We start from the raw sequence: 21865 nt of genomic DNA on the forward strand, positions 1-21865 counted from the left end.
TCAAATAAAAACCAATTCCGCGTTAGGGATAGGAGCATTTGTTTGAGCTCTTACTTAAAATGCCTAAGCTTTTTAAGTAAAGCGAGTGCGGATAGCCCGACCCTTGTGGTAACGCCCTAAAATTCTAATATAGTATCGTAATGTTTGTGGTGATTTTTGAACTCTTGAACTCCCTCTTTAAAAGTTAGGTATTTTGCACCATTTTCGTGGTTGTTTTTACTAATTAAATACATATAGTGAAAATGACGTGTAAGTTCCTTCCAACCAAATAAAAGGGAATGTTTTGGGTCGTACATATGTGTCGGTTCACTGATAGCACCATTTATTTCTACAATTTGGAAGTTTTTTCCATTTGCTAAATCTTCATACGATTTATACATTATATCCATTCGGCCAAAATGAAAGCCATCAATTTGACTGCAAATCGTATTGAAATTTTCTTCCATTTCGGGTGTGATTTCATAGCTTGCATCTACGAATTTAGTACCACGGCAATGATTTCCATAAGGAACCAAATTTATGGTCTCTCCTTCATTTAAAACTGCGTTTAGTTTGTCGTTATATTCTTTTTCTAGTGTTTCAATTTGGAATATATAGCGAATATCCTGTTGTAAGAGTTCACGAATGGTATTTTTTCCGTTTCCGGTTAGAATCATGAATTCTTTTGATACTATTCCTGTTATTTTTCCTGGTTGATTAGGTAATTTTACATAGAAAAGTCCGATTTCATTTTCATAAGGTATTAAGTCTTGTAATAAAATATTGAATTTAGCTTTTTTATGATACGTTGCTAATTCTTCTGTTGTATTTATTTTTTTTACAGCTGTTCCTCTCAAACCAATGTCAGGCTTTGCTATTAAAGGGAAATTAATATTTTCGAAAGTTAGTTTTTGTAAAATGTTCTCTAAACTTTCATCAGGAGCTACCAATATTGTTTTTGGATAATATTCTTGTGGAATTAGATCGTAAATTTCTTTTTTAGATTCCATAAAAAATCCGCCATTTTTTATTGTAGGATTTGAAGCATTAAAAAAGAAGAACGATTGTGTGCGAATTACATAATACAAATATTGAAAATAAACTGGAAAATAGAGTACTTGATAAGGCCAATATTCCCAATGGGTAAGTTTGTGAAAAAAGAGTTTAAACTTGCTCATAGTTTTCCATTAAGTCTAGATAAGACATTTGTATTTTGTTTTTAGAAACGAAACATTGTGTAATGCTGATGGTTTTTAAAAGATTGTTTCGGTTGATTTGTAAGCCAAATTCAGTATTATCGGATTCTGTAAATTGATGAAAATTTAAAATATCTTTTGCAGTTGGATTTGCATTTTTAAGCATAAAATTGGTAAACCATTTTGCTCTTTCGGTTCGAATTTCTTTTGAGTATAATGTAGACGATGACCAAATATGATTTTCTGAAACAGCTAGTTCTTGTTGACTTTTTTTAATTTCATTCCATTGTAATTGAAACAATTTACTGTTCTCAAAAAGTACAATTGTAAAGGGTTCAACTTCAGTTAAATCAATGGTTTTCCAAAATGCTAAACTGTTGTTTGCACTTGCAATTTCTACAACGATTAAACCTCTACTTTTTCGGTAAGATGGTTTTACAACGTGTTTTTCTTGTGCACCATTTAGTAAAACAACGATTTTATTTTCGGTATGTGCTATCCAAGTGCCACCTGCTTTTTGATCTTTTGGAAAAATTATTTTTTTTGTATTTATTTCGTAAGATTGTGGTGGAATTGCCTTTTCACGCGCTATTTTTTCATCACGATTTGATGTAATAATACAACCTTCTTTCGTTGGAATAAACGTTACTGTGCACATTGTTTTCTGTATTCAAGTGTTGATGGAGCTACTCCAAATGAATCTGAGATGATGATGTGAGGAAAATTATACAATGCTACTTTTATCAAGGCTTGATGATGAATACTGTGCTCTAAATTGTATAATAATTCGCGAAAATAATTAGTTGGCAATACTTCTTCGGTACTAAAACAATTATGAATTAGTGACATTTGTTTGTTTTGTTTATCAATAATTGCAAGCTGTTTTTCCAAAATAGAAATCGCATAATTTACATCTGATTGAATTTGAATAGTACGATTTCGATTGTCGTAATTTATGATTCCTTCTTCATAATTATCCAATAAACAACCCATCAATTCGATAATATGACGCATGTGTTCGCCAATTGTTGCTTGACTTAATTCAGGATTTTTTTTGCAGAATTCTTCATTCGAAAGTTGACGAAGTACTTCAATGTTTTCTTTTATATTAGTTTTTAAAAAATTTATCAGCATAGACTTATTTGTTTTCTGGAACAAACTTTATAGATACTGAATTGGTACAAAAACGTTGACCAGTAGTCTCTTTTGGACCATCATCAAAAACATGACCTAAGTGTCCTTCACATTTAGCACACATTACTTCTGTTCTAACCATTCCAAAACTTAAATCTTTTTTATAAATTACAGCACCTTTTATTGCTTGATCAAATGACGGCCAACCGCAGTGTGAGTCAAATTTTGTGTCTGAAACAAACAAATCGTTTTCACAAGCGGCACAAACATATTTTCCTTTTTCAAAATGGTCATAATATTCTCCAGTAAAAGCGCGTTCTGTGCCTTTGTTTCTCAATACTTCATATTCCACTTCAGAAAGTTGGGCTTTCCATTCGGCATCAGTTTTTTTAACAGTTGTACTCATAGTGCTTGTTTTTTCCGAAGTTTCGGATTTGTTTTGTGATTGACAGGATTGAAACGTAAATACGAATAGTACTAAAATCAAATTCTTCATAGCTAACATTTTTTCAAATTTAAGTCTTATAATGCAAATAAAATGTTAACAATGTTACAAAGTATTTGAATTATGTATTAATTTCTAAATCTTTAATATAATCTTCGTTTTCATAAAAAAAACGTTCAAAAGCATCCATTTTTTCATTAAAAAAGTCAAAAACTGTATTCCAAGTATTTTTATTATTGATACTAATTCCTGTTTTTTCAACCCAAATGCGACTTATTTCTTTTCCGTTTTCTAAATAAAAATGGCGTTCAAAAATGGCATCCTCTAGATAATCTTCTAAAAGAATATTCTTTAAAGATTCTACCTTTTCATAATATATTATACGTTTATTTTCGTCTTTTGGTTCTATATCTAATAAAACTTGTGCTTTTTTATTGTCAACATAAAACTTAAAAGTAACATCTTTGATTTTTGTGTTGTATAACAACCATTTACGAGGATATTCGGCAGCAAATGCGATCCAAAAATCCTTTTTTATTTGAAGAGCTTCTTCTTTACTAAACATACTATTTTTAAAAAATGTTATTTTTCCCTCAAAATTTAATTATCTTTAAGTTTGCAAAAACAATTTTGATTATGCTTTTTACCGATTTTATTAAATTTATTCCAAAGATAGAAAAAGAAAAACTGCTTTCTACTGATGCCCACATAAAAATGGCACCACTTGAGCGTATTTCCTATTTGAAGGAAGAAAATTATAAGGATAAAAATCCAAAGAAAGCAGCTGTTTTGATGCTAATTTATCCCAAAAATGAAATTGCACATTTGGCTTTAATCGTCCGAAATTCTTATCCTGGTGTTCATTCTTCGCAGATAGGATTTCCTGGTGGAAAAGTTGAAGAAACTGATTTTAATTTGGAAGAAACGGCACTGAGAGAAACACATGAAGAAGTAGGTGTACATCCTGATAAAATAAGAATCATCAAAACATTTAGCGAAATTTATATTCCGCCTAGTAATTTTTTAGTAGCTCCATTTATGGGAATTTCGCATGAAGAATTAATTTTTGTTCCTGATTTAGATGAAGTTAAACGTGTTTTAGAATTCTCAATTGTTGATTTTTTAGATGAAAAAAGTATCACTAAAGTAAAAATGTCAACTTCTTATGCTACAGACATTGAAGTTCCTGCTTTTATGGTTGATAAATATATAGTTTGGGGTGCTACCGCTATGATGTTGAGTGAGTTAAAAGAAACTATTAAAAGTGTTTTGCGATAAGCTACTTTAAAGTCATTTAAAATTACAATTTCAATTTGTGATTTTATCCTTTTTTCCTTTTTAAAATAACTGATTTTACTACATTTGCTTTCTTGTTTTGTTAATAAAGTTAAGTATTATGGGATTATTTAAGAGAAATCCTTTTGGACATATATTATTTTTAAAAACGTGGTTAATTCGTATCGCTGGTATTATTACGCATCAACGTTACAGAAGTTTTAACGAGTTGCATATTGAAGGTTCAGAAATTATAAGAAATTTACCAGATACAAATGTGTTGTTCATTTCTAATCATCAAACCTATTTTGCAGATGTTGTAGCAATGTTTCATGTTTTTAATGCTAGTTTAAAAGGAAGGGAGAATAACATAAAAAATGTTATGTATTTGTGGAATCCAAAGCTAAACTTGTATTATGTTGCGGCTAAAGAAACTATGCAAGAAGGTTTATTACCTAGAATTTTGGCTTATGCTGGAGCAATTACTGTAGAGCGAACTTGGAGAGCAAAAGGAAAAGATGTTACCGAAAAAAAAGAGGTTAATCCAAACGATACTGAAAACATAAAAATTGCTTTACAAGATGGCTGGGTAATAACTTTTCCGCAGGGAACTACCCGATCTTTTAAGCCTGTTAGAAAAGGTACAGCCCATATTATTTTGCAACACAAACCCATTGTTGTTCCTATTGTAATTGATGGTTTTCGACGTTCGTTTGATAGAAGAGGTTTGCGAATTAAAAAGAAAGGTATTTTGCAATCATTCGTAATTAAAGAACCATTGAAAATTGATTATGAAAATGCAACAGTAGATGAAGTGGTTGAGATGATTGAATTTGCAATTGAACAACATCCATCGCTTTTAAAAGTAATTCCAGCCGAAGAATTAGACGAAAAAGCAAGATTAGACAAGGAAAGAATGTGGAAGTATTAATAAAAAAGACACGATTGTTTCTTTTTTTATTTTACAGCTTCAACAGTATAACCTTGAACTCTTAATAGATTTATTACACCTTCTTCTCCTGCTAAATGTGCTGCGCCAACGCCAAAAAAGGTGGGTTTTTCTTTTATAGTTTCAATAATAATTGGAATCCAGTTTTTATTTCTACTGTTCAATAAAATATCCTGGTTTTCTGAAGTAATTTTATTGTCAGAATCGTTCATCATTATTAGTAAACCTTCAATATCTTTTTGTTCGTATAATAAAATCATTTTTTTGAATTCATCCTTTTCGTTTGATAGATCGCCTTTGGCTGTTTTTAGCAGTTCTTCAGCTTGAGTTTTGTATGGAATGGCATCAAAAACTTTCATTTGATCTTCCATTTTTTCAAGACCTAAAATTTCTTCTTCTTGTATTTTAGTAACTTTCATTAATTCTGATTCAACGGATTGAAATTCGCAGTCTAACAGCTTTGGTAAAAGCATCGTACTCACTATAAAAGGTTTGAAAGTGTCAAAGGTTTTGGCCGACATGTTCATGTTCTTTTTCAAAAAATCGTCAACAATTTTAAATTCCTCAGCAGTTAATAATGTTGATAGTTTTGTGCCATCATTCATTTTCATGTGCTTTAGCATTTGCATTTGCATCGATTTGTCGTCCATATCCAATTCTAAAAACAATTGCTGTGTGTCATCCAATGCTTTTAGTGTATTTTCATCTAGTTTTGCATCGCAAGTAGCATGAATGGTTCCATATAAATACGATGGTTCTTGCAATTCATTGCTCGAAATTCGCCAAAGTAAACTTTTTTCTAATTCTTGTGAATTTCCTACTAGCGAAGTTAAAAGTCCAGCAATTAAAAATAAATGTTTCATTAAAAGTCTATTTTTTGAAGTTCGTTATAATTCTTTTGGAGCCTTCTCATTAATATTCCATATAAAATTCTATAAAATAGCCAGATTAAACCAATAAATAAAATTATAACGGCAATATATACTAGAATCATAATACAATAAAATGTATTTACAGATACAGTTTTCGACATTTTTTCAATCAATTTTTGAATATTTGGGTCATACATAAATTGAAAAATGAATACCAAAATGAATGAAAATGCAGTCATTCCTAAATTGTACCAAACATAATATTTAACCGTTTTTCGAGTTTTTAAAATGCTTTGCATCAACTGTTTTACGGTATCTGTCGTATTAATTGTTTTATAGTTTTTAAAAAATAAATAGATAAAAAACAATATTACACCATAATTAATTACTGAGATTATGGGCATAATTGTATCTAAATGATACATTTCTAGTGTTTTAAAGTATTCTTCATCGGCAGTTAAAAAAGTAATTCCGCTCCAAAGTAAAAGTTCCAAAATACTAATAATCATAATCCACTTCACAATAGAAGAAGATCTTTTGTGTAGCATTCCATAAATTTCTTTTTCTGTAACTTGGTCGAAAGTATTTTCGTTTTTCTTCCAATCTTTTTTTAATATTTCTAATTCATCCATGATTACGGATTTAATATTTTTTTTAATTTTCCTTTTACACGGTTCATTTTTACCCGTGCATTTACTTCACTAATACCTAAGGTTTCAGATATTTCGGTGTAATCTTTGTCTTCTAAATACAAGAAAACGAGCGCTTTTTCAATATCATTTAATTCACTTATGGCGCTGTATAATAGTTTTAATTTTTCTTCTTCTTCAAAGTTGTAATCGTCTTGTGTTACCTTATGAAAAGTACTATCAAACTCAATGGTATCAATGGTTCGTTTCTTTTTTCGATAAAGTGTAATTGCAGTGTTTAAGCCCACTCGGTATGCCCAAGTTGTAAATTTAGAATCGCCTCTAAAGTTGGGAAAAGCCTTCCATAATTGTATCGTAATTTCCTGAAACAAATCTTTATGCGCGTCAGCATCAGTAGTATATAATCTACAAATTTTGTGAATTATATTCTGATTTTCTTTAAGTTGTTTTACAAAAAGTGCTTCCGATTCTGTTTTCATATACAATAAGTAGCATTGAATGAAAAATTGTTACAATTCTTCATCAGAATGAACTACTTTAAATTTGAAGTTGATTTATTTTAATCGCTCGAAAAAGTATAATTCGTAATTCGGTAGTATTTCAGGATGTAAGATTTTTACCATATCTTTTAAAACCAAGTCAGGTCGGTTTTGTGCTAATTCATAATAAATTGCACCACCAGTTTTACCTTTTTTTGTGCTAAATGAATACACATTTTTGTTTTTTACAGCTTTAAAATGAATGTAATTTGGATTATTGTCTAAAATTTCCTGAATCGAAGTAAATTGCCCTGGTCCAATCCAAAAATCAGCACCTTTGGCTTTGTCTAAAACACTTTCGAAGGATAATGCTAAACTTCCAGTTCCTTTGGATTCTTTCCATAAGTAATTACCATTTGCTTCTTTTAAAAAGTAGGCTGCCCAACTATCGCCTTGTGGTAAAAACCATTGGTCTTCATAAATGGCACCAGCAAAAATGGTAGGCTGCGTTTTTGCATTTTTTGCTAAAGCTAATACGGAATTGTATTCTTTTTCAATCGAATTGAAAATTTCTGTCGCTTTATCGTCTAAATCATATAAAGCACCAAAAAACTTAATCCATTCTGCTTTACCAAGAGGTGTTTTTTCGGTCCAGTCTCCATTGAAGATGATTTTCTGACCGTTTTTTTCTAAGTTTTTATACGTTTTTAAATCACCATCTACACTAAAACCAATAATCACATCAGGTTGAATGTCTAAAATGACTTCGGTATTTAATCCTTGATTTGAACCTAAATCCCTGACTTTTCCTGCATCTATTAAGGCTCTTGTTTTTTCAGATGAAATATAATTTGTAGTTGGAAATCCAATTAAAGTTTGTTCTACACCTAATGATTCTAATGCAGGAATGTGGGTTGTAGATGTAACGATCACTTTCTTAATTGGTACTTCAATCGAAATAAATTGTTGCAAACTATCCGGAATTTGAACGTTTTTTTTGTGAAGGATATAAGTGTAATTGTTTTTTGCTTCGGGATAAGCATTAGATACTTTTACAATAGAAAAGCCATCGTATTTTTCAATAGAAAATCCTTCCGCATGTCGAATACTATTTTGTTCAGAAGTATTTAAACCTGTTTGATTCTTAGATTCTTTACATTGAATAAATCCTAACAACAGAATTATTAAAAAGATATAGTGGCGCATGAATTTTTTTTTGCAAAAGTAGTTCATTAACCACAAAGCGCACAAAGATTTTACACAAAGCACATTAAAAGGTTAAAATATTATGTTATCTGATTTTCAAAATAATGTAACAAATGATGCAAAGTGAATCCAACAAAACCATTAAATTTGTACTAAAAAAACATGAGAACAGATTCGAACGAGTTTATTTATGCTGTAGCTACAATTGTAATTGCGCACTTTGTAATTGGTTTTATTTGGTTATGGCGTAAGTTGAATAAGAAGAAGTAAGTTAAAGGTTAAATTCAATTTTATGAACATATCGTACTTTAACAACTTTACCTCTTTGCATAGCAGGAATAAAATTAGGCAATTCGTTGATTATTCGTTTTGCTTCGGTTTCAAAAAGTATCCCATATTTATCTTTTAAGTTCGATTTTACTCGTTCAATTGATACTTTTCCGTCTTTTTCAATTTCAAATTCTACAAAAACTTTACAATAGACTTTATTTTCTCTAGCTTCTTGCGGATAATTCATGTGTTTTTCTACATGTTTTTTCATTTCTTCATGAAAACATTCTCTTTGCAAGGTTTTTTCAGTTTTTTCACATGAACTAAAAAGCGGAACTTGTTCCACTACTGCTAATGGAATTGCCATATCTTCAAATTCTAAATCTCCAACTGCCGAATCTCCAACTTCTTTTACATTAACATTTTCCTGATCAGAAACTTTTATTTCTCGCACTTCAATTTTTTGAGCTTGTAAAAATGTAAAACTACTGATGAATATACATAAAACTAAAATCTTCATTTTGAATATATTTGAAAGTTTGAAAATCAAAGATATAAAATTAACATTGTAAACTTTCAAAAAATACTTACATTTGCACTCGAATTTTGGTTGTTGTTTCTGATTTTTTCAAAACAACATTAAAAGGGAATTAGGTGTAATACCTAAGCTGTACCCGCAACTGTAAGCTATAAAGCTTGTTATTATCTACAATACCACTGTTGGTAATTTAGAATTAAGAATGCTGAATTTAGAAATTTGATTTCTAACTTCTAACTTCTAACTTCTAACTTTCGATGGGAAGGTTGATAACAAGACGCAAGCCAGGAGACCTGCCACATTCGTTGAGTAACAAACTTTCGGGAAAAAAAGTTTGAGTATGGGTAAATTCTGTGCTTTTCTCCCCAATTTTATTAAAATTTTTATTAACCCTAAAATGAACAAAAAGTTTATTTGTTTGAGTGTATATTCACTTATAACAACTTTTGCGTATGCTCAAGAATCTGATACGCTAAAAGTAACCACACTAAAAGAAGTGGTCGTTTCTGATACAAAATTTGCGCAAAGCAAAGAAAAATCGGGTAAAATTATTGAAGTTATTACGGCTCAAGACTTGGAAGCTAAAAAAGGTCAAAATTTGGCGAATGTTTTAAGTCAAGTTGCAGGAGTTGAAATCAACGGAAATCAATCGTTTAGTGGAAAAAATTTAGGCTATTACATTCGTGGTGGTCGCAATCGTCAAGTTGCTATTTATATTGATGGTGTTCCAGTAACGGATGCTTCGGGTATTAATTTAGAATATGATTTGCGATTAATTCCAGTAGAACAAATTGAAAAAATTGAAGTAATGAAAGGCGCTTCGAGTACTTTGTATGGTACAGGAGCTGCAACAGGAGTGATCAATATTACTTTAAAAAAATCAGCTAAAAAAGGAATTTCGGGTAATGCTTACATCAATGCGGGAACACAAAATACTTCGGAAACGTCTAAAACCAATGCGCAAGATTTCAATCAAGGTGTCTCTGTAAATGGAACGATTCATAAAGTTTCCTATTTGACTACTTTAAATAGTACTGAAACCAAAGGAATGTCTGAAGCTTCAGGAAAAAATTTCGAAGAAGATGTGTTTTCGAGAGTAAATGTGTTACAAAAAATAGGTTTCAGAGCTTCTGATAAATTGAGTTTTGATTTTTTTGGGAGTTATGATCGGATAAAAAACACATTCGATAATTCGTTTGATGGTTTAATTGCTAATTCTGATGATTTGAATAATAAAAGTTTTTCTGAGCAATTTAGGGTTGGATTCTTACCAAAATACAACTATAATAAAGGCGAGTTTGCAATAAATGCAGGCGCTTCAGTTATTGATAGAATGGTAGATATTTCTAACTCATGGTCAGGAACAATTGATAGATATAATTATACGGGAAGAACCATTTCGATTGATGCTTTTAATAAATATAAGTTTAGTAAACAATTATTTGTAGTAGTAGGTACGCAATTTCAATACTTGGACATGGCACAAAAAGATGCTTTCACTGATGTGACAAGAGAAACCGCAAAGTTCAATTTAGTGGATCCTTATGCAACCGTAGTTTTTAATTCGGATTTTGGGTTAAATATCAATGCAGGTGCACGTTTTAATACGCATAGCGAATATGGAAATCAAGTAGTGTATAACTTTAATCCAAGTTTTTCTTTTGAAAAATTGCCTCTAAAAATTTTAGCTTCATATAGTACCGCTTTTATTACGCCAAGTTTATACCAATTATATGGGCCTTATGGGAATTTAGCCTTAACACCAGAAGAAAATGCAACGGCAGAATTTGGTTTCGAATCACAAATATTGAATAAAAAATTAACGATTAACGCGGTAGGTTTTTATCGTGAGGAAGAAAATACTTTCGGCTTTTATTATAATCCAACAACATTTGAATCTTATTACAACAATGTAATCGGAACATACAATGCAAAAGGGATAGAAACAAGTGTTCGCTATGCAATATCACCAAAATTTAATATTGGCGGAAATTATACATTTACTCAAGTAGAAGAGCAGTTAAACCGACTAATTCCAAAGCACAAAGCGAATGTTGATTTAAGTTACAAATTCAAACGAGGTACATTTGGCATCAATTATCAATATGTAGACCAACGAAATGATGCGTATTATGATTCAAATATTTGGGCTACTCAATCCATTACTTTACCAGCTTATCAAATTGTAAATTCAACTATTTCTTATGAATTAATGCCAAATCGTTTACAAGTTTTTGGAGCAGTAACTAATATTTTAAATGAAGATTTTCAAGAAGTAATAGGATACAACACAAGAGGAAGGAACTTTAAATTAGGTTTAAATTTTCTGTTTTAAAAATGTTTAATTGTTTGATTTTGAAAGGTTTTGGTAGTTTTCTATCAAAACCTTTTTTCTTTTTGTAACAAAAATAGATTACATTCGTCTTCATTATAAACCAACCTAATACAATGAACCAAAACGAGTTTATTCATATTATAACTCCTTTTAAAGACAAATTATTTCGTTTAGCAAAACGAATGCTTGTTAGTACAGAGGAAGCAGAAGATGCAACTCAAGAAGTTTTGGTGCGTTTATGGAATAAAAATGATTCTTTAGAGCACTATAATAGTGTAGAAGCATTAGCAATGACGATGACAAAGAATTATTGTTTGGATCAGTTAAAAAGTAAAAGAGCCACTAATTTGCAAATTGTACATAATAATTATCAAGATAAGCAAGCTAGTGTTGAAACCCAAATAGAACATCAAAATACGTTGCAATGGGCCGAAAAGTTAATGAACGATTTACCCGAACAACAACGATTAATATTGCAACTTAGAGAAATTGAAGAATACGAATTTTCAGAAATAGCTCAAGTACTAGAAATGAATGAAACGGCGGTTCGAGTAGCTTTATCAAGAGCACGAAAAACCTTAAGAGAACAAATAGAAAAAATGCACAATTATGGAACTCAAGTTAGTTGAACAATTAATAGAAAAATACTTTCAAGGAGCAACCACTATAGCGGAAGAAAAACAATTAAAGGCCTATTTTTCTTCAAACGATGTAGCACCACATTTGGTAAAATATCAACCGTTATTTGGTTACTTTGAAACACAAAAAGAAACGCAATTTGCACAAAAACTTCCATTACAACCTAGAAAACAAAATAATGTAAAATGGATGGGTATCGCAGCAAGTTTTGTAATCCTTTTTGGCTTGGCAACTTTTTATTTTTATCCTTCTGGACCTAAAGATCAAGATTTAGGAACATTTGATAACCCTGAAGAAGCTTATGTTGAAACTCAGAAAGCGCTGCTTATGGTTTCTGAACAAGTGAATTTTGGCATGAAAAGTGTATCTCATTTAAAAGAATACGAAAAAACAAAAAAAACAATTTTTAAATAAAAACAATAAAATTTATAACCATGAAAAATATAGTAATAGCTTTAGTATTTTTAATGTCTTCAATAACTTCATTTGCTCAAGGAGCTTTTGATAAATATGAAGATAAAGAAGGAGTTGCATCTGTTATCGTAAATAAAAAGATGTTTGAAATGATGAGTAAAGTAAAAGTAGATGCTAAGGACAAAGAAACGCAGCTCTATTTAAATTTACTTAAAAAATTAGACAACTTAAAAGTGTTTACAACAAGTAATGCAAAAGTAGGAGCAGAGATGAAATCTACTGTAAACAGTTATTTGAAATCTAATCCGCTGGAAGAATTGATGCGTGTAAATAGCGAAGGTAAAAACGTGAAAATTTATGTAAAATCTGGAGCAAATGAAAACATTGTAAAAGAACTTTTGATGTTTATTGAAGGTGCAAATATGAAAGATGCAAATACAATTGTATTGTCGTTAACAGGAAACTTTAGTTTAGATGAAATTTCGATGTTAACCGAAAAAATGAGTTTACCAGGCGGTGATGATTTGAAAAAAGCTTCAAAAAAATAACACATGAAAAAGCTACTTTTATTTGTTTCAACCGTAATTTTAATTTGGAGTTGCGAAGAAAAGCCGTCTCTTCAAAAGTATTTTGTTGAAAACACAGAATCATCAAAGTTTATTGCAGTTGATTTGGCTCCGAGTATTATTAAAACAGATAAAATGTCCTTGTCTGAAACCGAAAGAGCAGCTTTAGCATCATTTGAAAAAATGAACATTTTAGCGTTTAAAACCGATTCAACAAATAGTACCGGTTATGAACAAGAAATCAAAGAAGTAAAAGCCATTTTAAAAGATGAAAGTTATCAGCAATTAATGAAAGCAGGTTCGGGTAATGATGGTGCGGCAATTTATTTTGTTGGCGACGATGATGAACATATTGAAGAGTTTGTTGTCTTAGCAGGAAAAAAAGAAAATGGTTTTGCAGTAGTTCGTGTTTTAGGAAACGATATGAATCCCACACATATAATCAATATGCTAAGTTTACTTCAAAAATCAGATGTTGATTTGGATCAATTAAAACCTTTACAACAATTAATAAAATAATAAAAATCCCGCTTCAGCGGGATTTTTTAGTTTTTGTAATATTTTAAAGGAACAATTAACATTCCAAAGCATTCTCCATGCTCTTTACCAATATGTTTATGGTGCATTTTGTGCGCTCTTCTAACCGCTTTTGCATATCGGTTATTAGCGTTTCTAAACAACTTAAAGCGTTGGTGAATAAATATATCATGCACCAAGAAATAAGCTAATCCATAGGCAAGAATTCCTAAGCCAATTGCTAAACCTAATTCGAAAATATCATATTTCCAAAGCAAGAAACAACCAATACTTACAATTGCATAAAATATAAAGAAAGCATCATTGCGTTCAAACCAAGAATCGTGGTCTTTTTTATGGTGATCGGCGTGCAAACTCCATAAAAAGCCATGCATAATGTATTTGTGACTAAACCAAGCCATAAATTCCATGAAGAAAAACGTTGTAAAAAAGACTAAGATATGTATCCACATAATATTTTAAATTTCAATAATTAAATTCGATTTATAAATGCTGAAACGCATTCAGCATGACAAAAAACTACAAAATATTCAATCTATAATTGACATAGCACTTGGCTAACAAACCTACTTTTTGATAGTCAGGAACTCTTATTCGGGTGTTTTTGATTTCCAATGATGGTGTTTTCTTTAATTTAGTCAACAATTTTTTGTAATAAATATAAGCCGTGTAAACCCCAAATTTTGCTTCTAACGGAAGTTTTTGAATTCCAGCAAAACCCGCATCAAAATCAGCCTGAATTTCTGCTATAATTTGTTGTTTTGAAACTTCATCCAATTTTGATAAATCAGTATTTGGAAAATAAGTTCTGCTTAAATCTTCAAAATCGGCTTTTAAATCTCTTAAAAAATTCACTTTCTGAAAAGCAGAACCCAGTCGCATCGCACTGTGTTTTAATTCTTCATACTTTTCATCGTTTCCATTGACAAAAACTTTCAAACACATTAATCCAACAACATCGGCAGAACCATAAATGTATTCGTTATATTCTTCAACCGTTGTATATTTAGTTTTAAACAAATCTAATTTCATACTTTTCATAAAAGCATCTATCAAATCGATTGGAATATTATAATTGTGTACGGTGTGTTGAAATGAGTTTAAAATTGGGTTTAAACTAATTTTTTGTGATAACGCCAAAGCCAAATCATTTTCAAACTGAGCAAATAAAACTTCTTTGTCATAATCATGAAAAGTATCCACAATTTCATCTGCAAAACGAACAAAACCATAAATGTTGTAAATGTCTTGTCGAATAGTTGGTGCAAGCATTTTAACAGCAGACGAAAAAGAAGTGCTGTAAGCTTTTGTAACTTTCATGCTACAATCAAACGATACGTTGTCAAAAATCGATTTCATACTATTATTATTGATACTTTTCTATTAAATCTGAAACTAATTTCCCTGAAATTAATGCAGGAGGAACACCTGGTCCTGGAACAGTTAATTGTCCTGTAAAATATAAGTTTTTAACTTTTTTGCTTTTTAATTTTGGTCTCAAAAAGGCTGTTTGCAATAAGGTATTTGCCATTCCGTATGCATTACCTTTATAAGAGTTGTATTCTTTTACAAAATCATTTACACAAAATGATTCTTTAAAGATAATATTATTTTTTACTTTTTGATTAGTTAACGTTTCAAAACGTGAAATAATCTTTTCAAAATAATCTTCTCGTAACTCTTTTGTGTCTTCTAACCCTGGAGCTATTGGTATTAAAAATATGCCTGCTTCCTTGCCTTCTGGAGCAGAATTTTCATCTGTTTTTGATGGGAAACTTGCATAAAAAAGTGGTTCTTCAGGCCATTTTGGCGTATCATAAATCGCTTGTGCGTGTACATCAAAATCTACATCAAAAAATAACGAATGGTGTTCCACATTTTCTATTTTCTTATCAAAACCTACATAAAATAGGAGCGAGGAAGGTGCAAACGTTTTGTTTTCCCAATATTTTTCTGAATATTGACGATAATTTACATCAAGTAATGTTTCTGAATGATGATAATCTGCGCCGCTTAAAACAATATCAGCAGTTATAAATTGGTTATTGACTAATATTCCGGTAGTTTTTCCATTTGTAACATCAATTTTTTCAACATTAGCATTGGTCTCTATTTTAACGCCTAATTCTTTAGCCAAAGCTTCAATGGCTAATATTACAGAATACATCCCGTTTTTTGGATGCCATGTGCCCAATCCAAAATCAGCAAAATTCATGAAACTATAAAAAGAAGGCGTATCACTTGGTTTTGCTCCTAAAAACAAAACAGGAAATTCTAATATTTGTACTAACTTGGTGTTTTTGAATCGTTTTCTAACATCTTTAGAGATGTTACTAAAAAACTGATTTACTTTTTTTGCCGTTTCTAAGGTAATTAATTCTAGTGGCGATTCTCCTGGGCGATAAACCAAATCTTTAATGGCAATGTCATAATTGCTTTTGGCTTCAGCCATAAATTGTTCTAATTGCTTGCCACTTCCTTTCTCGATAGATTCGAAAGTGGTAACAATTTCGGGTAAATTATCAGCAATGGTAACAAAATCTAAAGGACCAAAATATACTTGATACGCTGGAGATAACTTAATTAACTCATAATAATCAGAAGGTTTTTTATTGAAGTCAGCAAAAAAACGTTCAAAAACATCAGGCATCCAATACCATGTTGGGCCTATATCAAAAACAAATCCTTCTTTTTTAAGTTGACGCGCTCTTCCGCCTATGGTTTGATTTTTTTCATAAACAATTACCTCATTTCCAGCTTTTGCTAAGTAACATGCTGCTGCTAATGAAGAAAATCCGGAACCAATAACTACAATTTTTTTTGACACGGTGTATTAATTTTGTTTAACAAAAATAGTAAAAATATTAAACAAAACAAAACTTATTTAAAGGCTATTTGTTAATTCTTCTATATTATGGAATACTTTAACATTTGGACTTAAGTCTTTCGAGTCGATAAATTCGGTCATTCTTCCAATCAAGAGTGCTTCATGAGGGGTGTCTTTTAATATTTTTGAAGTAAATTCTTTAATGTACTCATTGATTTCTTCTTGTTTTGGTTCTACCGTAAAGTAGCTCACAAAAGTGATTTTTTCAAAGTAATTTTTTAAATCAATCAAACTTTCAATAGGAATACTTTCGCCTAAATAAATACTTTGATAGCCGTTTAATAAAATTTCATAATTCAGATACATCAAGCCCAATTCGTGGATTTCATTTGAAGGTAAGAACAAAACAAAAACCTTGTCGTTTTTTGTAGGTTCAAGAATTTGGACTTTTTCGGTATTTATTAATAGTTTTTGTTTGATTAAATATGTAATAAAATGTTCGTGGGCTGGAGAAATGGTTTCGGTTTGCCATAAGAAACCAATTTCTTGCATTAGCGGAATAAACACCGAATAGAATACTTCTTTAAAAGATTTTTCGCTCAATAAATTAGTGTAGGTATTAAAAAACAGCGCTTGATCAAAATTCATCATTGCCATTTTAAATGTACTTATGGCGTGATTTTTGGCGCTTTTTTCAGAAATAATATCGTTAACTAATTTATTAATTTCGGGTTGTGATAATTTGGAGATTTTAGAAATCTTATAACCATAATTATGCAACAAAACAATATTTAAAAGTTTTTGTAAATTTTTAATATCGTAAGAACGAATGTTGGTTTCAGAACGCATTGGTTCTAAAACATCATATCTTTTTTCCCAGATACGAATGGTGTGTGCTTTTATTCCTGAAAGATTTTCTAGGTCTTTGATGCTAAAAACATTTTTTACATTGTTCATCTTTTTTTGCTTTTTTGTTCAACAAAAGTAATAAAAAAAATAAACAAAATGTTTTTTTGGTTAAAAAATGTTTAACAGTTGTTATTTTTGGTTAAACGTTTTTAAAAGATTGGTTAGTTTTAAAAAGAAGATAAATACTTTATAGTGACCATGGAGGGATTTGAACCCTCACGCCCTTGCGAGCACCACCCCCTCAAGATGGCGAGTCTACCGTTTCTCCACATGGCCTTAAAATAATAAAGACGTTGCACTGCAACGTCTTTGAAAGTGACCTGGCTGGGGCTCGAACCCAGGACCCCATCATTAAAAGTGATGTGCTCTACCAACTGAGCTACCAAGTCGTTGCATTCAAGAAAATAGTCTTTTTTAGTGACCTGGCTGGGGCTCGAACCCAGGACCCCATCATTAAAAGTGATGTGCTCTACCAACTGAGCTACCAAGTCATTTTCTTTTCTTGAATGCGGGTGCAAATATATAAACATTTATTTATTTTCCAATGGGAATTTATTATAAATTTGTCTTTTTTTATAATTAATTTCTTAACCCTTTAATTTATAGAGGATTATTTAGATATGAAAGTAGTGCTGTTAGGTTACATGGGATGTGGTAAGTCGGTAATAGGTGCTTTTTTAGCAGAAAAGTTGCAAGTTCCGTTCTATGATTTGGATCATGAAATTGAAAAATTAACGCAAAATTCTATTTCTGAATTGTTTCAAACCAAAGGAGAAATTTACTTTAGAAAAAAAGAAAACGAAGTGTTGAAAACTATTTTAGACCAAAAAGAAACATTTGTTCTCAGTTTAGGTGGAGGAACTCCTTGTTATTATAACAACCACGAATTGTTGCAACAAGACGATGTAACTTCTTTTTATTTGAAGGCATCGGTTGCAAATTTAGTCGCAAGATTGTCAAGTGAAACTGCAAAACGTCCAATTTTATCCGGTTTTAATGCTGCTGAATTAACCGATTTTATCAATAAGCACCTCTTCGATCGTTCGTTTTATTACCACCAAGTCCAGCATGTAATTCACGTTGACGACAAATCGATTGCCAAAATTTCGGATGAGATTATCGAAAAATTAGCTTAAATAAGCATACGAATCATTTTCTTCAAAAACCACTTGGATGTGTTCTTGTAAGGAAGTGGACAATGAAATTCCTTTAAAATCAGCTTTTACAGGATATTTTTTGTGATTTCGATCCACTAAAACGGCGGTTTTAAATTTGCTTAACGAAACTTCTAAAAAGTGTTTTACGCCATAAATTAAAGTGGTTCCCGAGTTTAAAACATCATCAATCAATACCAAACCTTTGTTCTCGTATGCTTCTTTTGGAATTGAAGTTGTGATACCGTCTTTTGGATTTTGTTTGTTTATTTTAACTTCACAAAGTGTTACTTTTAAATCGGAAATTTGAGCCAATTCAGCCGCTATTTTTTGAGCAAATATGTAGCCGTTTGATGCAATTCCTGCCAAAATCACTTCTTCTTCATTACTAAATGTTTCGTAAATTTGATAAGCAATTCTTTTGGTTTTGTGCGCAATTTCTTTGTGCGTTAAGATGATGTTTTGCATGAGTGTTGTTATTTGACTTCAAAGATAAAAAAGAGTTCTTTATTTTCTCTTGGTTTTATAGAATTATGTGCTTTTTCTAATGCTTTAATGGTGAAATTATTTGAAAATAACGCCAAGTATTCATCGGTTGAACCTCCAAATGGCGGACCTTCTGCTGTAAGTGGAAAATCAAATAATAGACCCGCAATTTTTCCTTTCGGATGTAAAATTTCATGCATTTTTGTTGCATAATCACTTCTCATTGTTGGTGGAATGGCACAAAAAAAGGTTTGCTCTAAAACCAAATCAAATTTATCGTTCAGTGCAAAAAAGTCGCTATGAATTAGATTTGAGGCAAATTCTGGATTTCTTTCGGCAATATTTTTTAAAGGTGAAGCTGCAATATCAACCACAAAAACATTTTTAAATCCATTGGTAATCAAATAATCAAATTCGTAGCCATTTCCAGCACCAGGAATTAAAATTTTGATGTTTTTATCGGTTAATTGGTCAATATATTCTTTTAAAGGGGTTGAAATTGTGCCAACATCCCAACCTGTTTCTCCTTTTTGATAGCGTTCTTCCCAGTAATTCATTCTTCCGTTGTTTCAGGTTCATCGTTATCCCAAATGTAATCGTCAATTTCTCGGCGTTCTTTTTTGGTAGGCCTTCCGGTTCCGTTGGCTCTATAATGTTCTTTAGAAAGTTTTAGTAATTCTAAATGTTCAAAAGCTTCTTTTGGTGTTTCATCTTTGCGATACATATCCACTAATTTGGCTCCCAATCGATTTAGAGGAATATCCAAAACCGTTAGTTTATAGTTTATTTGGTCTTTTCGAAGTGTAATTTTATCCGAAGGAAATACCTCTCTCGAAGGTTTAGCAACTTGTCCGTTAACCGTAATATGTCCTTTTTTTGCAGCTTCTGTAGCGATACTTCGGGTTTTGTAATAACGAATGCACCATAAAAATTTATCAATCCTCATAATTTATCAAAAATCCGTGTTAATATTTCTACAAAAATAAATGAAAATTGTATCTTGCGCCCTATAAATTTTATAATAATGAAAAGCCTTTTTAAAATAGTTTTGAGTATTGTTGTTGTAACAAGCATTTTTTCATGTCAACAGACGGATGATGTTACAGCACCACCAGCAAGACCCTATGCAGAAGTTTATCCAGAAGATTTAGCAAAAATTGAAGCGTTTTTAGATACACATTATGTAACAGTTGACGCAGACTATAATACAACATTTACTCAAATTCCAGCTGGAGGAACACAGCAACCTATTGCGGATATGCCAGAATTAAATTTTGTAGAACGTACAATTCATGATATTTCATACAAAATTTACTATTTAAAATTAAGAGAAGGTGTGGGAGAAAGTCCTACCCGTGTTGACTCTTCTTTTGTTTCGTATAAAGGAAATACATTTGCTAAAACCACTACAGATGGAGTAGATACTTATACTCAGAGTGTATTTGATCAATCAGACACACCTGTTTGGTTTGCTTTAGAAGATGTAATTAGAGGTTGGGGAGAGATTATTCCAGAGTTTAAAACAGGTACGTATACTTCAAATCCAGATGGAACTGTTGCTTTTGATAATTATGGAGCAGGGGTTATGTTTTTACCTTCAGGTTTAGGATATTTTAATACGGCAACTGGAAATATTTCAGCTTATTCTCCATTGATTTTTAATTTTAAATTGTACAATCAACGCTACCGAGATCATGATTTAGATAAAATTTTGTCCAAATATGAATATGGTCCAGATTTTAATGAAGAAGCGCTAGATACTGATGCGGATGGTATTCCAGATTATTTAGATATTGATGACGATGGCGATGGTTTTTTAACCAAGTTTGAAATTAGACATTCTATTACAACAGGAACACCTCCTAACGATGTAACTACATACTATTATTATCCGTTTAATGGAGCAGCAGTAGATGATCCTTTAACGCCGTATGATGATACAAGAGGAATTCCTAACTGTTTGAATGATTATACCACTCCTGCTAGAATAAGAAAGCATTTGGATGCGACATGTCATTAAAAAACATACGATATAAAATAGAAAATCCCGATTTCAATTGAAATCGGGATTTTTTTATGAGTTATGAAATGAGCGTTTTTTAAGATAACTTTTAACGGCTTCTAAAATGGTTTGATTTTCAATATTGTTTTATCATTGAACATCAAAAAATAAGCTTAAACACAAACCTCGCTATATTACCGAACTGCGGTTAACGGTTGCTTTTCTTTATTATTAAAAATGACTTGATAAGTTAATTGAAAATTCAAATTTTGATGTTACGTTATGTCCATCTTTATTGCCAGGTATCCATTTATATGAATTAATAAACTTCTTAATAATTTCTTTAAGTTCAATATTTTCCTCTGTTGAATACGATATGTCTGAAACTGATGAGTTTTTGTCAATGGTAATGCTAATTTTAGTTTTTAATTGATATATACCATTACTATCTTTCTTGAAAAGTTCGGCATGTTCTGCAATCTCTCTACTAAATTCATATACAAAATATTCACCACCTGTTGTACAAGTTGGCAAACAGTCAAGCTTTGTTTTACTCTCTTTACCATCTTCAAAAACTGAATGTTCTTTTAAATCTGACCCACACAGTTTTGAAAAAACAACCTTATTCTCTGTCCAGTTATAAATAAGAACTGTGTCACCATCATAATTATAGTATGTCCAGTCTCCTTTTTTTATGTCATTGTCATAATATCCAGTCGCTTTAGGACCTTTAAAGTGTTTCCCGTAATATTGTTCTGTCCACAATCCCACTTTTTTATTATTATTATAAGTGCCTTTTAATAATACTCGACTTCCGGTGTAAGCTTTGATTTGATAATCACCATGTTTGATTGAATCGTTACCGGCTAAAACATAAAAAATGGCTGTTCCTTCTTGTGTGTTTTCTCTCTTTTTTTTTGTTTTTACATCTTGTCCAAATGATAAAAATGTATTTAAAATAATTAAGGAAACAGTGAATGTTTTTTTCATAGTATTTGTTTTA

At 31.0% G+C, this 21865-nt stretch carries 27 protein-coding genes, 3 tRNA genes and 1 riboswitch; of the genes, 9 read left to right on the top strand and 21 right to left on the bottom strand.

From position 1 onward, the window contains the following. Positions 1-116: 116 nt before the first annotated feature. From OLM52_RS01540 to OLM52_RS01560, 5 genes are all read right to left on the bottom strand, one after another. Entirely contained in the window at positions 117-1157 is a 1041-nt protein-coding gene (locus OLM52_RS01540; RefSeq protein WP_264549395.1) for a D-alanine--D-alanine ligase, read from the bottom strand. Further along, complete coding sequence (locus tag OLM52_RS01545; RefSeq protein ID WP_264549396.1) at positions 1144-1833, bottom strand: NRDE family protein; 690 nt, start codon at positions 1831-1833, stop codon at positions 1144-1146. The genes OLM52_RS01540 and OLM52_RS01545 overlap by 14 nt, the downstream gene beginning before the upstream one ends. Further along, positions 1821-2309, bottom strand: a complete 489-nt coding sequence (locus OLM52_RS01550) for a DinB family protein (protein WP_264549397.1) — start codon at positions 2307-2309, stop codon at positions 1821-1823. The genes OLM52_RS01545 and OLM52_RS01550 overlap by 13 nt, the downstream gene beginning before the upstream one ends. A 4-nt stretch (positions 2310-2313) precedes the next feature. Next, positions 2314-2715 carry a peptide-methionine (R)-S-oxide reductase MsrB gene (msrB, locus tag OLM52_RS01555; protein ID WP_264549398.1) on the bottom strand — a complete coding sequence of 134 codons (402 nt, stop codon included), beginning with the start codon at positions 2713-2715 and terminating at the stop codon, positions 2314-2316. A 160-nt stretch (positions 2716-2875) separates the two neighbouring features. Continuing rightward, on the bottom strand, positions 2876-3319 hold the full coding sequence (locus OLM52_RS01560; protein WP_264549399.1) for a DUF4268 domain-containing protein: 444 nt from the start codon (positions 3317-3319) through the stop codon (positions 2876-2878). 71 nt (positions 3320-3390) lie between these two features. Here OLM52_RS01560 and OLM52_RS01565 point away from each other — a divergent pair, with 71 nt between their 5' ends. Both OLM52_RS01565 and OLM52_RS01570 read left to right on the top strand, forming a co-directional pair. Beyond that, positions 3391-4032, top strand: coding sequence for an NUDIX hydrolase (locus OLM52_RS01565; RefSeq protein WP_264549400.1), 642 nt, complete (start codon positions 3391-3393; stop codon positions 4030-4032). Positions 4033-4150: 118 nt separating this feature from the next. Continuing rightward, a complete protein-coding gene (locus OLM52_RS01570; protein ID WP_264549401.1) occupies positions 4151-4960 on the top strand; it encodes a lysophospholipid acyltransferase family protein in 810 nt (269 codons plus the stop codon). Between the two features lie 26 nt (positions 4961-4986). Here OLM52_RS01570 and OLM52_RS01575 read toward each other — a convergent pair whose 3' ends face one another. From OLM52_RS01575 to OLM52_RS01595, 5 genes are all read right to left on the bottom strand, one after another. Further along, positions 4987-5841: a TraB/GumN family protein gene (locus tag OLM52_RS01575; protein ID WP_264549402.1), complete on the bottom strand. Its 855-nt coding sequence runs from the start codon at positions 5839-5841 to the stop codon at positions 4987-4989. After that, positions 5841-6482: a hypothetical protein gene (locus OLM52_RS01580; RefSeq protein ID WP_264549403.1), complete on the bottom strand. Its 642-nt coding sequence runs from the start codon at positions 6480-6482 to the stop codon at positions 5841-5843. Before OLM52_RS01580 ends, OLM52_RS01575 begins: the two co-directional genes overlap by 1 nt. Before the next feature lie 2 nt (positions 6483-6484). Next, positions 6485-6979: an RNA polymerase sigma factor gene (locus tag OLM52_RS01585; RefSeq protein ID WP_264549404.1), complete on the bottom strand. Its 495-nt coding sequence runs from the start codon at positions 6977-6979 to the stop codon at positions 6485-6487. A 75-nt stretch (positions 6980-7054) separates the two neighbouring features. Then, positions 7055-8185, bottom strand: coding sequence for an ABC transporter substrate-binding protein (locus tag OLM52_RS01590; RefSeq protein ID WP_264549405.1), 1131 nt, complete (start codon positions 8183-8185; stop codon positions 7055-7057). Between the two features lie 271 nt (positions 8186-8456). Continuing rightward, positions 8457-8975, bottom strand: coding sequence for an energy transducer TonB (locus OLM52_RS01595; protein WP_264549406.1), 519 nt, complete (start codon positions 8973-8975; stop codon positions 8457-8459). Between the two features lie 70 nt (positions 8976-9045). Continuing rightward, positions 9046-9309, top strand: a riboswitch (cobalamin riboswitch). Positions 9310-9390: 81 nt separating this feature from the next. On the opposite strand from OLM52_RS01595, the gene OLM52_RS01600 reads away from it, so the two are divergent. The 5 genes from OLM52_RS01600 (at position 9391) to OLM52_RS01620 (ending at position 13466) form a co-directional block, all read left to right on the top strand. After that, positions 9391-11328, top strand: a complete 1938-nt coding sequence (locus OLM52_RS01600; protein ID WP_264549407.1) for a TonB-dependent receptor plug domain-containing protein — start codon at positions 9391-9393, stop codon at positions 11326-11328. A 113-nt stretch (positions 11329-11441) separates the two neighbouring features. Then, positions 11442-11957 carry an RNA polymerase sigma factor gene (locus OLM52_RS01605; RefSeq protein WP_264549408.1) on the top strand — a complete coding sequence of 172 codons (516 nt, stop codon included), beginning with the start codon at positions 11442-11444 and terminating at the stop codon, positions 11955-11957. Next, positions 11938-12381, top strand: a complete 444-nt coding sequence (locus OLM52_RS01610; protein WP_264549409.1) for a hypothetical protein — start codon at positions 11938-11940, stop codon at positions 12379-12381. Before OLM52_RS01605 ends, OLM52_RS01610 begins: the two co-directional genes overlap by 20 nt. 20 nt (positions 12382-12401) lie before the next feature. After that, entirely contained in the window at positions 12402-12929 is a 528-nt protein-coding gene (locus OLM52_RS01615) for a DUF4252 domain-containing protein (RefSeq protein ID WP_264549410.1), read from the top strand. Between the two features lie 3 nt (positions 12930-12932). Continuing rightward, complete coding sequence (locus OLM52_RS01620; protein ID WP_264549411.1) at positions 12933-13466, top strand: DUF4252 domain-containing protein; 534 nt, start codon at positions 12933-12935, stop codon at positions 13464-13466. A 26-nt stretch (positions 13467-13492) separates the two neighbouring features. Here the strand turns inward: OLM52_RS01620 and OLM52_RS01625 are convergent, their stop codons facing one another. The 7 genes from OLM52_RS01625 to OLM52_RS01655 form a co-directional block, all read right to left on the bottom strand. Next, positions 13493-13936 carry a sterol desaturase family protein gene (locus tag OLM52_RS01625; RefSeq protein ID WP_264549412.1) on the bottom strand — a complete coding sequence of 148 codons (444 nt, stop codon included), beginning with the start codon at positions 13934-13936 and terminating at the stop codon, positions 13493-13495. A 67-nt stretch (positions 13937-14003) separates the two neighbouring features. Beyond that, positions 14004-14843, bottom strand: coding sequence for a phytoene/squalene synthase family protein (locus OLM52_RS01630; protein ID WP_264549413.1), 840 nt, complete (start codon positions 14841-14843; stop codon positions 14004-14006). A 7-nt stretch (positions 14844-14850) separates the two neighbouring features. Then, a complete protein-coding gene (locus tag OLM52_RS01635) occupies positions 14851-16311 on the bottom strand; it encodes a phytoene desaturase family protein (RefSeq protein WP_264549414.1) in 1461 nt (486 codons plus the stop codon). 57 nt (positions 16312-16368) lie between these two features. Further along, positions 16369-17268, bottom strand: a complete 900-nt coding sequence (locus tag OLM52_RS01640; protein WP_264549415.1) for a MerR family transcriptional regulator — start codon at positions 17266-17268, stop codon at positions 16369-16371. 145 nt (positions 17269-17413) lie between these two features. Continuing rightward, positions 17414-17496: transfer RNA gene (locus tag OLM52_RS01645), tRNA-Leu, on the bottom strand. A 40-nt stretch (positions 17497-17536) separates the two neighbouring features. Then, positions 17537-17609: transfer RNA gene (locus OLM52_RS01650), tRNA-Lys, on the bottom strand. A 29-nt stretch (positions 17610-17638) separates the two neighbouring features. Continuing rightward, positions 17639-17711: transfer RNA gene (locus OLM52_RS01655), tRNA-Lys, on the bottom strand. A gap of 129 nt (positions 17712-17840) precedes the next feature. On the opposite strand from OLM52_RS01655, the gene OLM52_RS01660 reads away from it, so the two are divergent. Next, entirely contained in the window at positions 17841-18356 is a 516-nt protein-coding gene (locus tag OLM52_RS01660) for a shikimate kinase (protein ID WP_264549416.1), read from the top strand. On the opposite strand, the gene OLM52_RS01665 is transcribed toward OLM52_RS01660, so the two are convergent. The 3 genes from OLM52_RS01665 to OLM52_RS01675 are packed head-to-tail and all read right to left on the bottom strand — an operon-like array spanning position 18348 to position 19806. Then, positions 18348-18842, bottom strand: coding sequence for a phosphoribosyltransferase family protein (locus tag OLM52_RS01665; protein WP_264549417.1), 495 nt, complete (start codon positions 18840-18842; stop codon positions 18348-18350). The two genes, OLM52_RS01660 and OLM52_RS01665, sit on opposite strands and share 9 nt — an antisense overlap. Positions 18843-18850: 8 nt before the next feature. Then, positions 18851-19417: a TPMT family class I SAM-dependent methyltransferase gene (locus OLM52_RS01670; RefSeq protein ID WP_264549418.1), complete on the bottom strand. Its 567-nt coding sequence runs from the start codon at positions 19415-19417 to the stop codon at positions 18851-18853. Continuing rightward, positions 19414-19806: an RNA-binding S4 domain-containing protein gene (locus OLM52_RS01675; protein WP_264549419.1), complete on the bottom strand. Its 393-nt coding sequence runs from the start codon at positions 19804-19806 to the stop codon at positions 19414-19416. Before OLM52_RS01675 ends, OLM52_RS01670 begins: the two co-directional genes overlap by 4 nt. 78 nt (positions 19807-19884) lie before the next feature. On the opposite strand from OLM52_RS01675, the gene OLM52_RS01680 reads away from it, so the two are divergent. Then, on the top strand, positions 19885-20880 hold the full coding sequence (locus OLM52_RS01680; RefSeq protein ID WP_264549420.1) for an FKBP-type peptidyl-prolyl cis-trans isomerase: 996 nt from the start codon (positions 19885-19887) through the stop codon (positions 20878-20880). Between the two features lie 213 nt (positions 20881-21093). Here OLM52_RS01680 and OLM52_RS01685 read toward each other — a convergent pair whose 3' ends face one another. Further along, positions 21094-21852, bottom strand: a complete 759-nt coding sequence (locus tag OLM52_RS01685) for a hypothetical protein (protein WP_264549421.1) — start codon at positions 21850-21852, stop codon at positions 21094-21096. Positions 21853-21865 lie beyond the last annotated feature (13 nt).

It is taken from the genome of Flavobacterium sp. N2820 (assembly GCF_025947285.1).
Taxonomy (GTDB): Bacteria; Bacteroidota; Bacteroidia; order Flavobacteriales; family Flavobacteriaceae; genus Flavobacterium.

Coding starts and splice junctions, on each gene's coding strand:
- OLM52_RS01540 (WP_264549395.1), bottom strand. CDS start 1,157: ATGAGCAAGTTTAAACTCTTTTTTCACAAACTTACCCATTGGGAATAT.
- OLM52_RS01545 (WP_264549396.1), bottom strand. CDS start 1,833: ATGTGCACAGTAACGTTTATTCCAACGAAAGAAGGTTGTATTATTACA.
- OLM52_RS01550 (WP_264549397.1), bottom strand. CDS start 2,309: ATGCTGATAAATTTTTTAAAAACTAATATAAAAGAAAACATTGAAGTA.
- msrB (WP_264549398.1), bottom strand. CDS start 2,715: ATGAGTACAACTGTTAAAAAAACTGATGCCGAATGGAAAGCCCAACTT.
- OLM52_RS01560 (WP_264549399.1), bottom strand. CDS start 3,319: ATGTTTAGTAAAGAAGAAGCTCTTCAAATAAAAAAGGATTTTTGGATC.
- OLM52_RS01565 (WP_264549400.1), top strand. CDS start 3,391: ATGCTTTTTACCGATTTTATTAAATTTATTCCAAAGATAGAAAAAGAA.
- OLM52_RS01570 (WP_264549401.1), top strand. CDS start 4,151: ATGGGATTATTTAAGAGAAATCCTTTTGGACATATATTATTTTTAAAA.
- OLM52_RS01575 (WP_264549402.1), bottom strand. CDS start 5,841: ATGAAACATTTATTTTTAATTGCTGGACTTTTAACTTCGCTAGTAGGA.
- OLM52_RS01580 (WP_264549403.1), bottom strand. CDS start 6,482: ATGGATGAATTAGAAATATTAAAAAAAGATTGGAAGAAAAACGAAAAT.
- OLM52_RS01585 (WP_264549404.1), bottom strand. CDS start 6,979: ATGAAAACAGAATCGGAAGCACTTTTTGTAAAACAACTTAAAGAAAAT.
- OLM52_RS01590 (WP_264549405.1), bottom strand. CDS start 8,185: ATGCGCCACTATATCTTTTTAATAATTCTGTTGTTAGGATTTATTCAA.
- OLM52_RS01595 (WP_264549406.1), bottom strand. CDS start 8,975: ATGAAGATTTTAGTTTTATGTATATTCATCAGTAGTTTTACATTTTTA.
- OLM52_RS01600 (WP_264549407.1), top strand. CDS start 9,391: ATGAACAAAAAGTTTATTTGTTTGAGTGTATATTCACTTATAACAACT.
- OLM52_RS01605 (WP_264549408.1), top strand. CDS start 11,442: ATGAACCAAAACGAGTTTATTCATATTATAACTCCTTTTAAAGACAAA.
- OLM52_RS01610 (WP_264549409.1), top strand. CDS start 11,938: ATGGAACTCAAGTTAGTTGAACAATTAATAGAAAAATACTTTCAAGGA.
- OLM52_RS01615 (WP_264549410.1), top strand. CDS start 12,402: ATGAAAAATATAGTAATAGCTTTAGTATTTTTAATGTCTTCAATAACT.
- OLM52_RS01620 (WP_264549411.1), top strand. CDS start 12,933: ATGAAAAAGCTACTTTTATTTGTTTCAACCGTAATTTTAATTTGGAGT.
- OLM52_RS01625 (WP_264549412.1), bottom strand. CDS start 13,936: ATGTGGATACATATCTTAGTCTTTTTTACAACGTTTTTCTTCATGGAA.
- OLM52_RS01630 (WP_264549413.1), bottom strand. CDS start 14,843: ATGAAATCGATTTTTGACAACGTATCGTTTGATTGTAGCATGAAAGTT.
- OLM52_RS01640 (WP_264549415.1), bottom strand. CDS start 17,268: ATGAACAATGTAAAAAATGTTTTTAGCATCAAAGACCTAGAAAATCTT.
- OLM52_RS01660 (WP_264549416.1), top strand. CDS start 17,841: ATGAAAGTAGTGCTGTTAGGTTACATGGGATGTGGTAAGTCGGTAATA.
- OLM52_RS01665 (WP_264549417.1), bottom strand. CDS start 18,842: ATGCAAAACATCATCTTAACGCACAAAGAAATTGCGCACAAAACCAAA.
- OLM52_RS01670 (WP_264549418.1), bottom strand. CDS start 19,417: ATGAATTACTGGGAAGAACGCTATCAAAAAGGAGAAACAGGTTGGGAT.
- OLM52_RS01675 (WP_264549419.1), bottom strand. CDS start 19,806: ATGAGGATTGATAAATTTTTATGGTGCATTCGTTATTACAAAACCCGA.
- OLM52_RS01680 (WP_264549420.1), top strand. CDS start 19,885: ATGAAAAGCCTTTTTAAAATAGTTTTGAGTATTGTTGTTGTAACAAGC.
- OLM52_RS01685 (WP_264549421.1), bottom strand. CDS start 21,852: ATGAAAAAAACATTCACTGTTTCCTTAATTATTTTAAATACATTTTTA.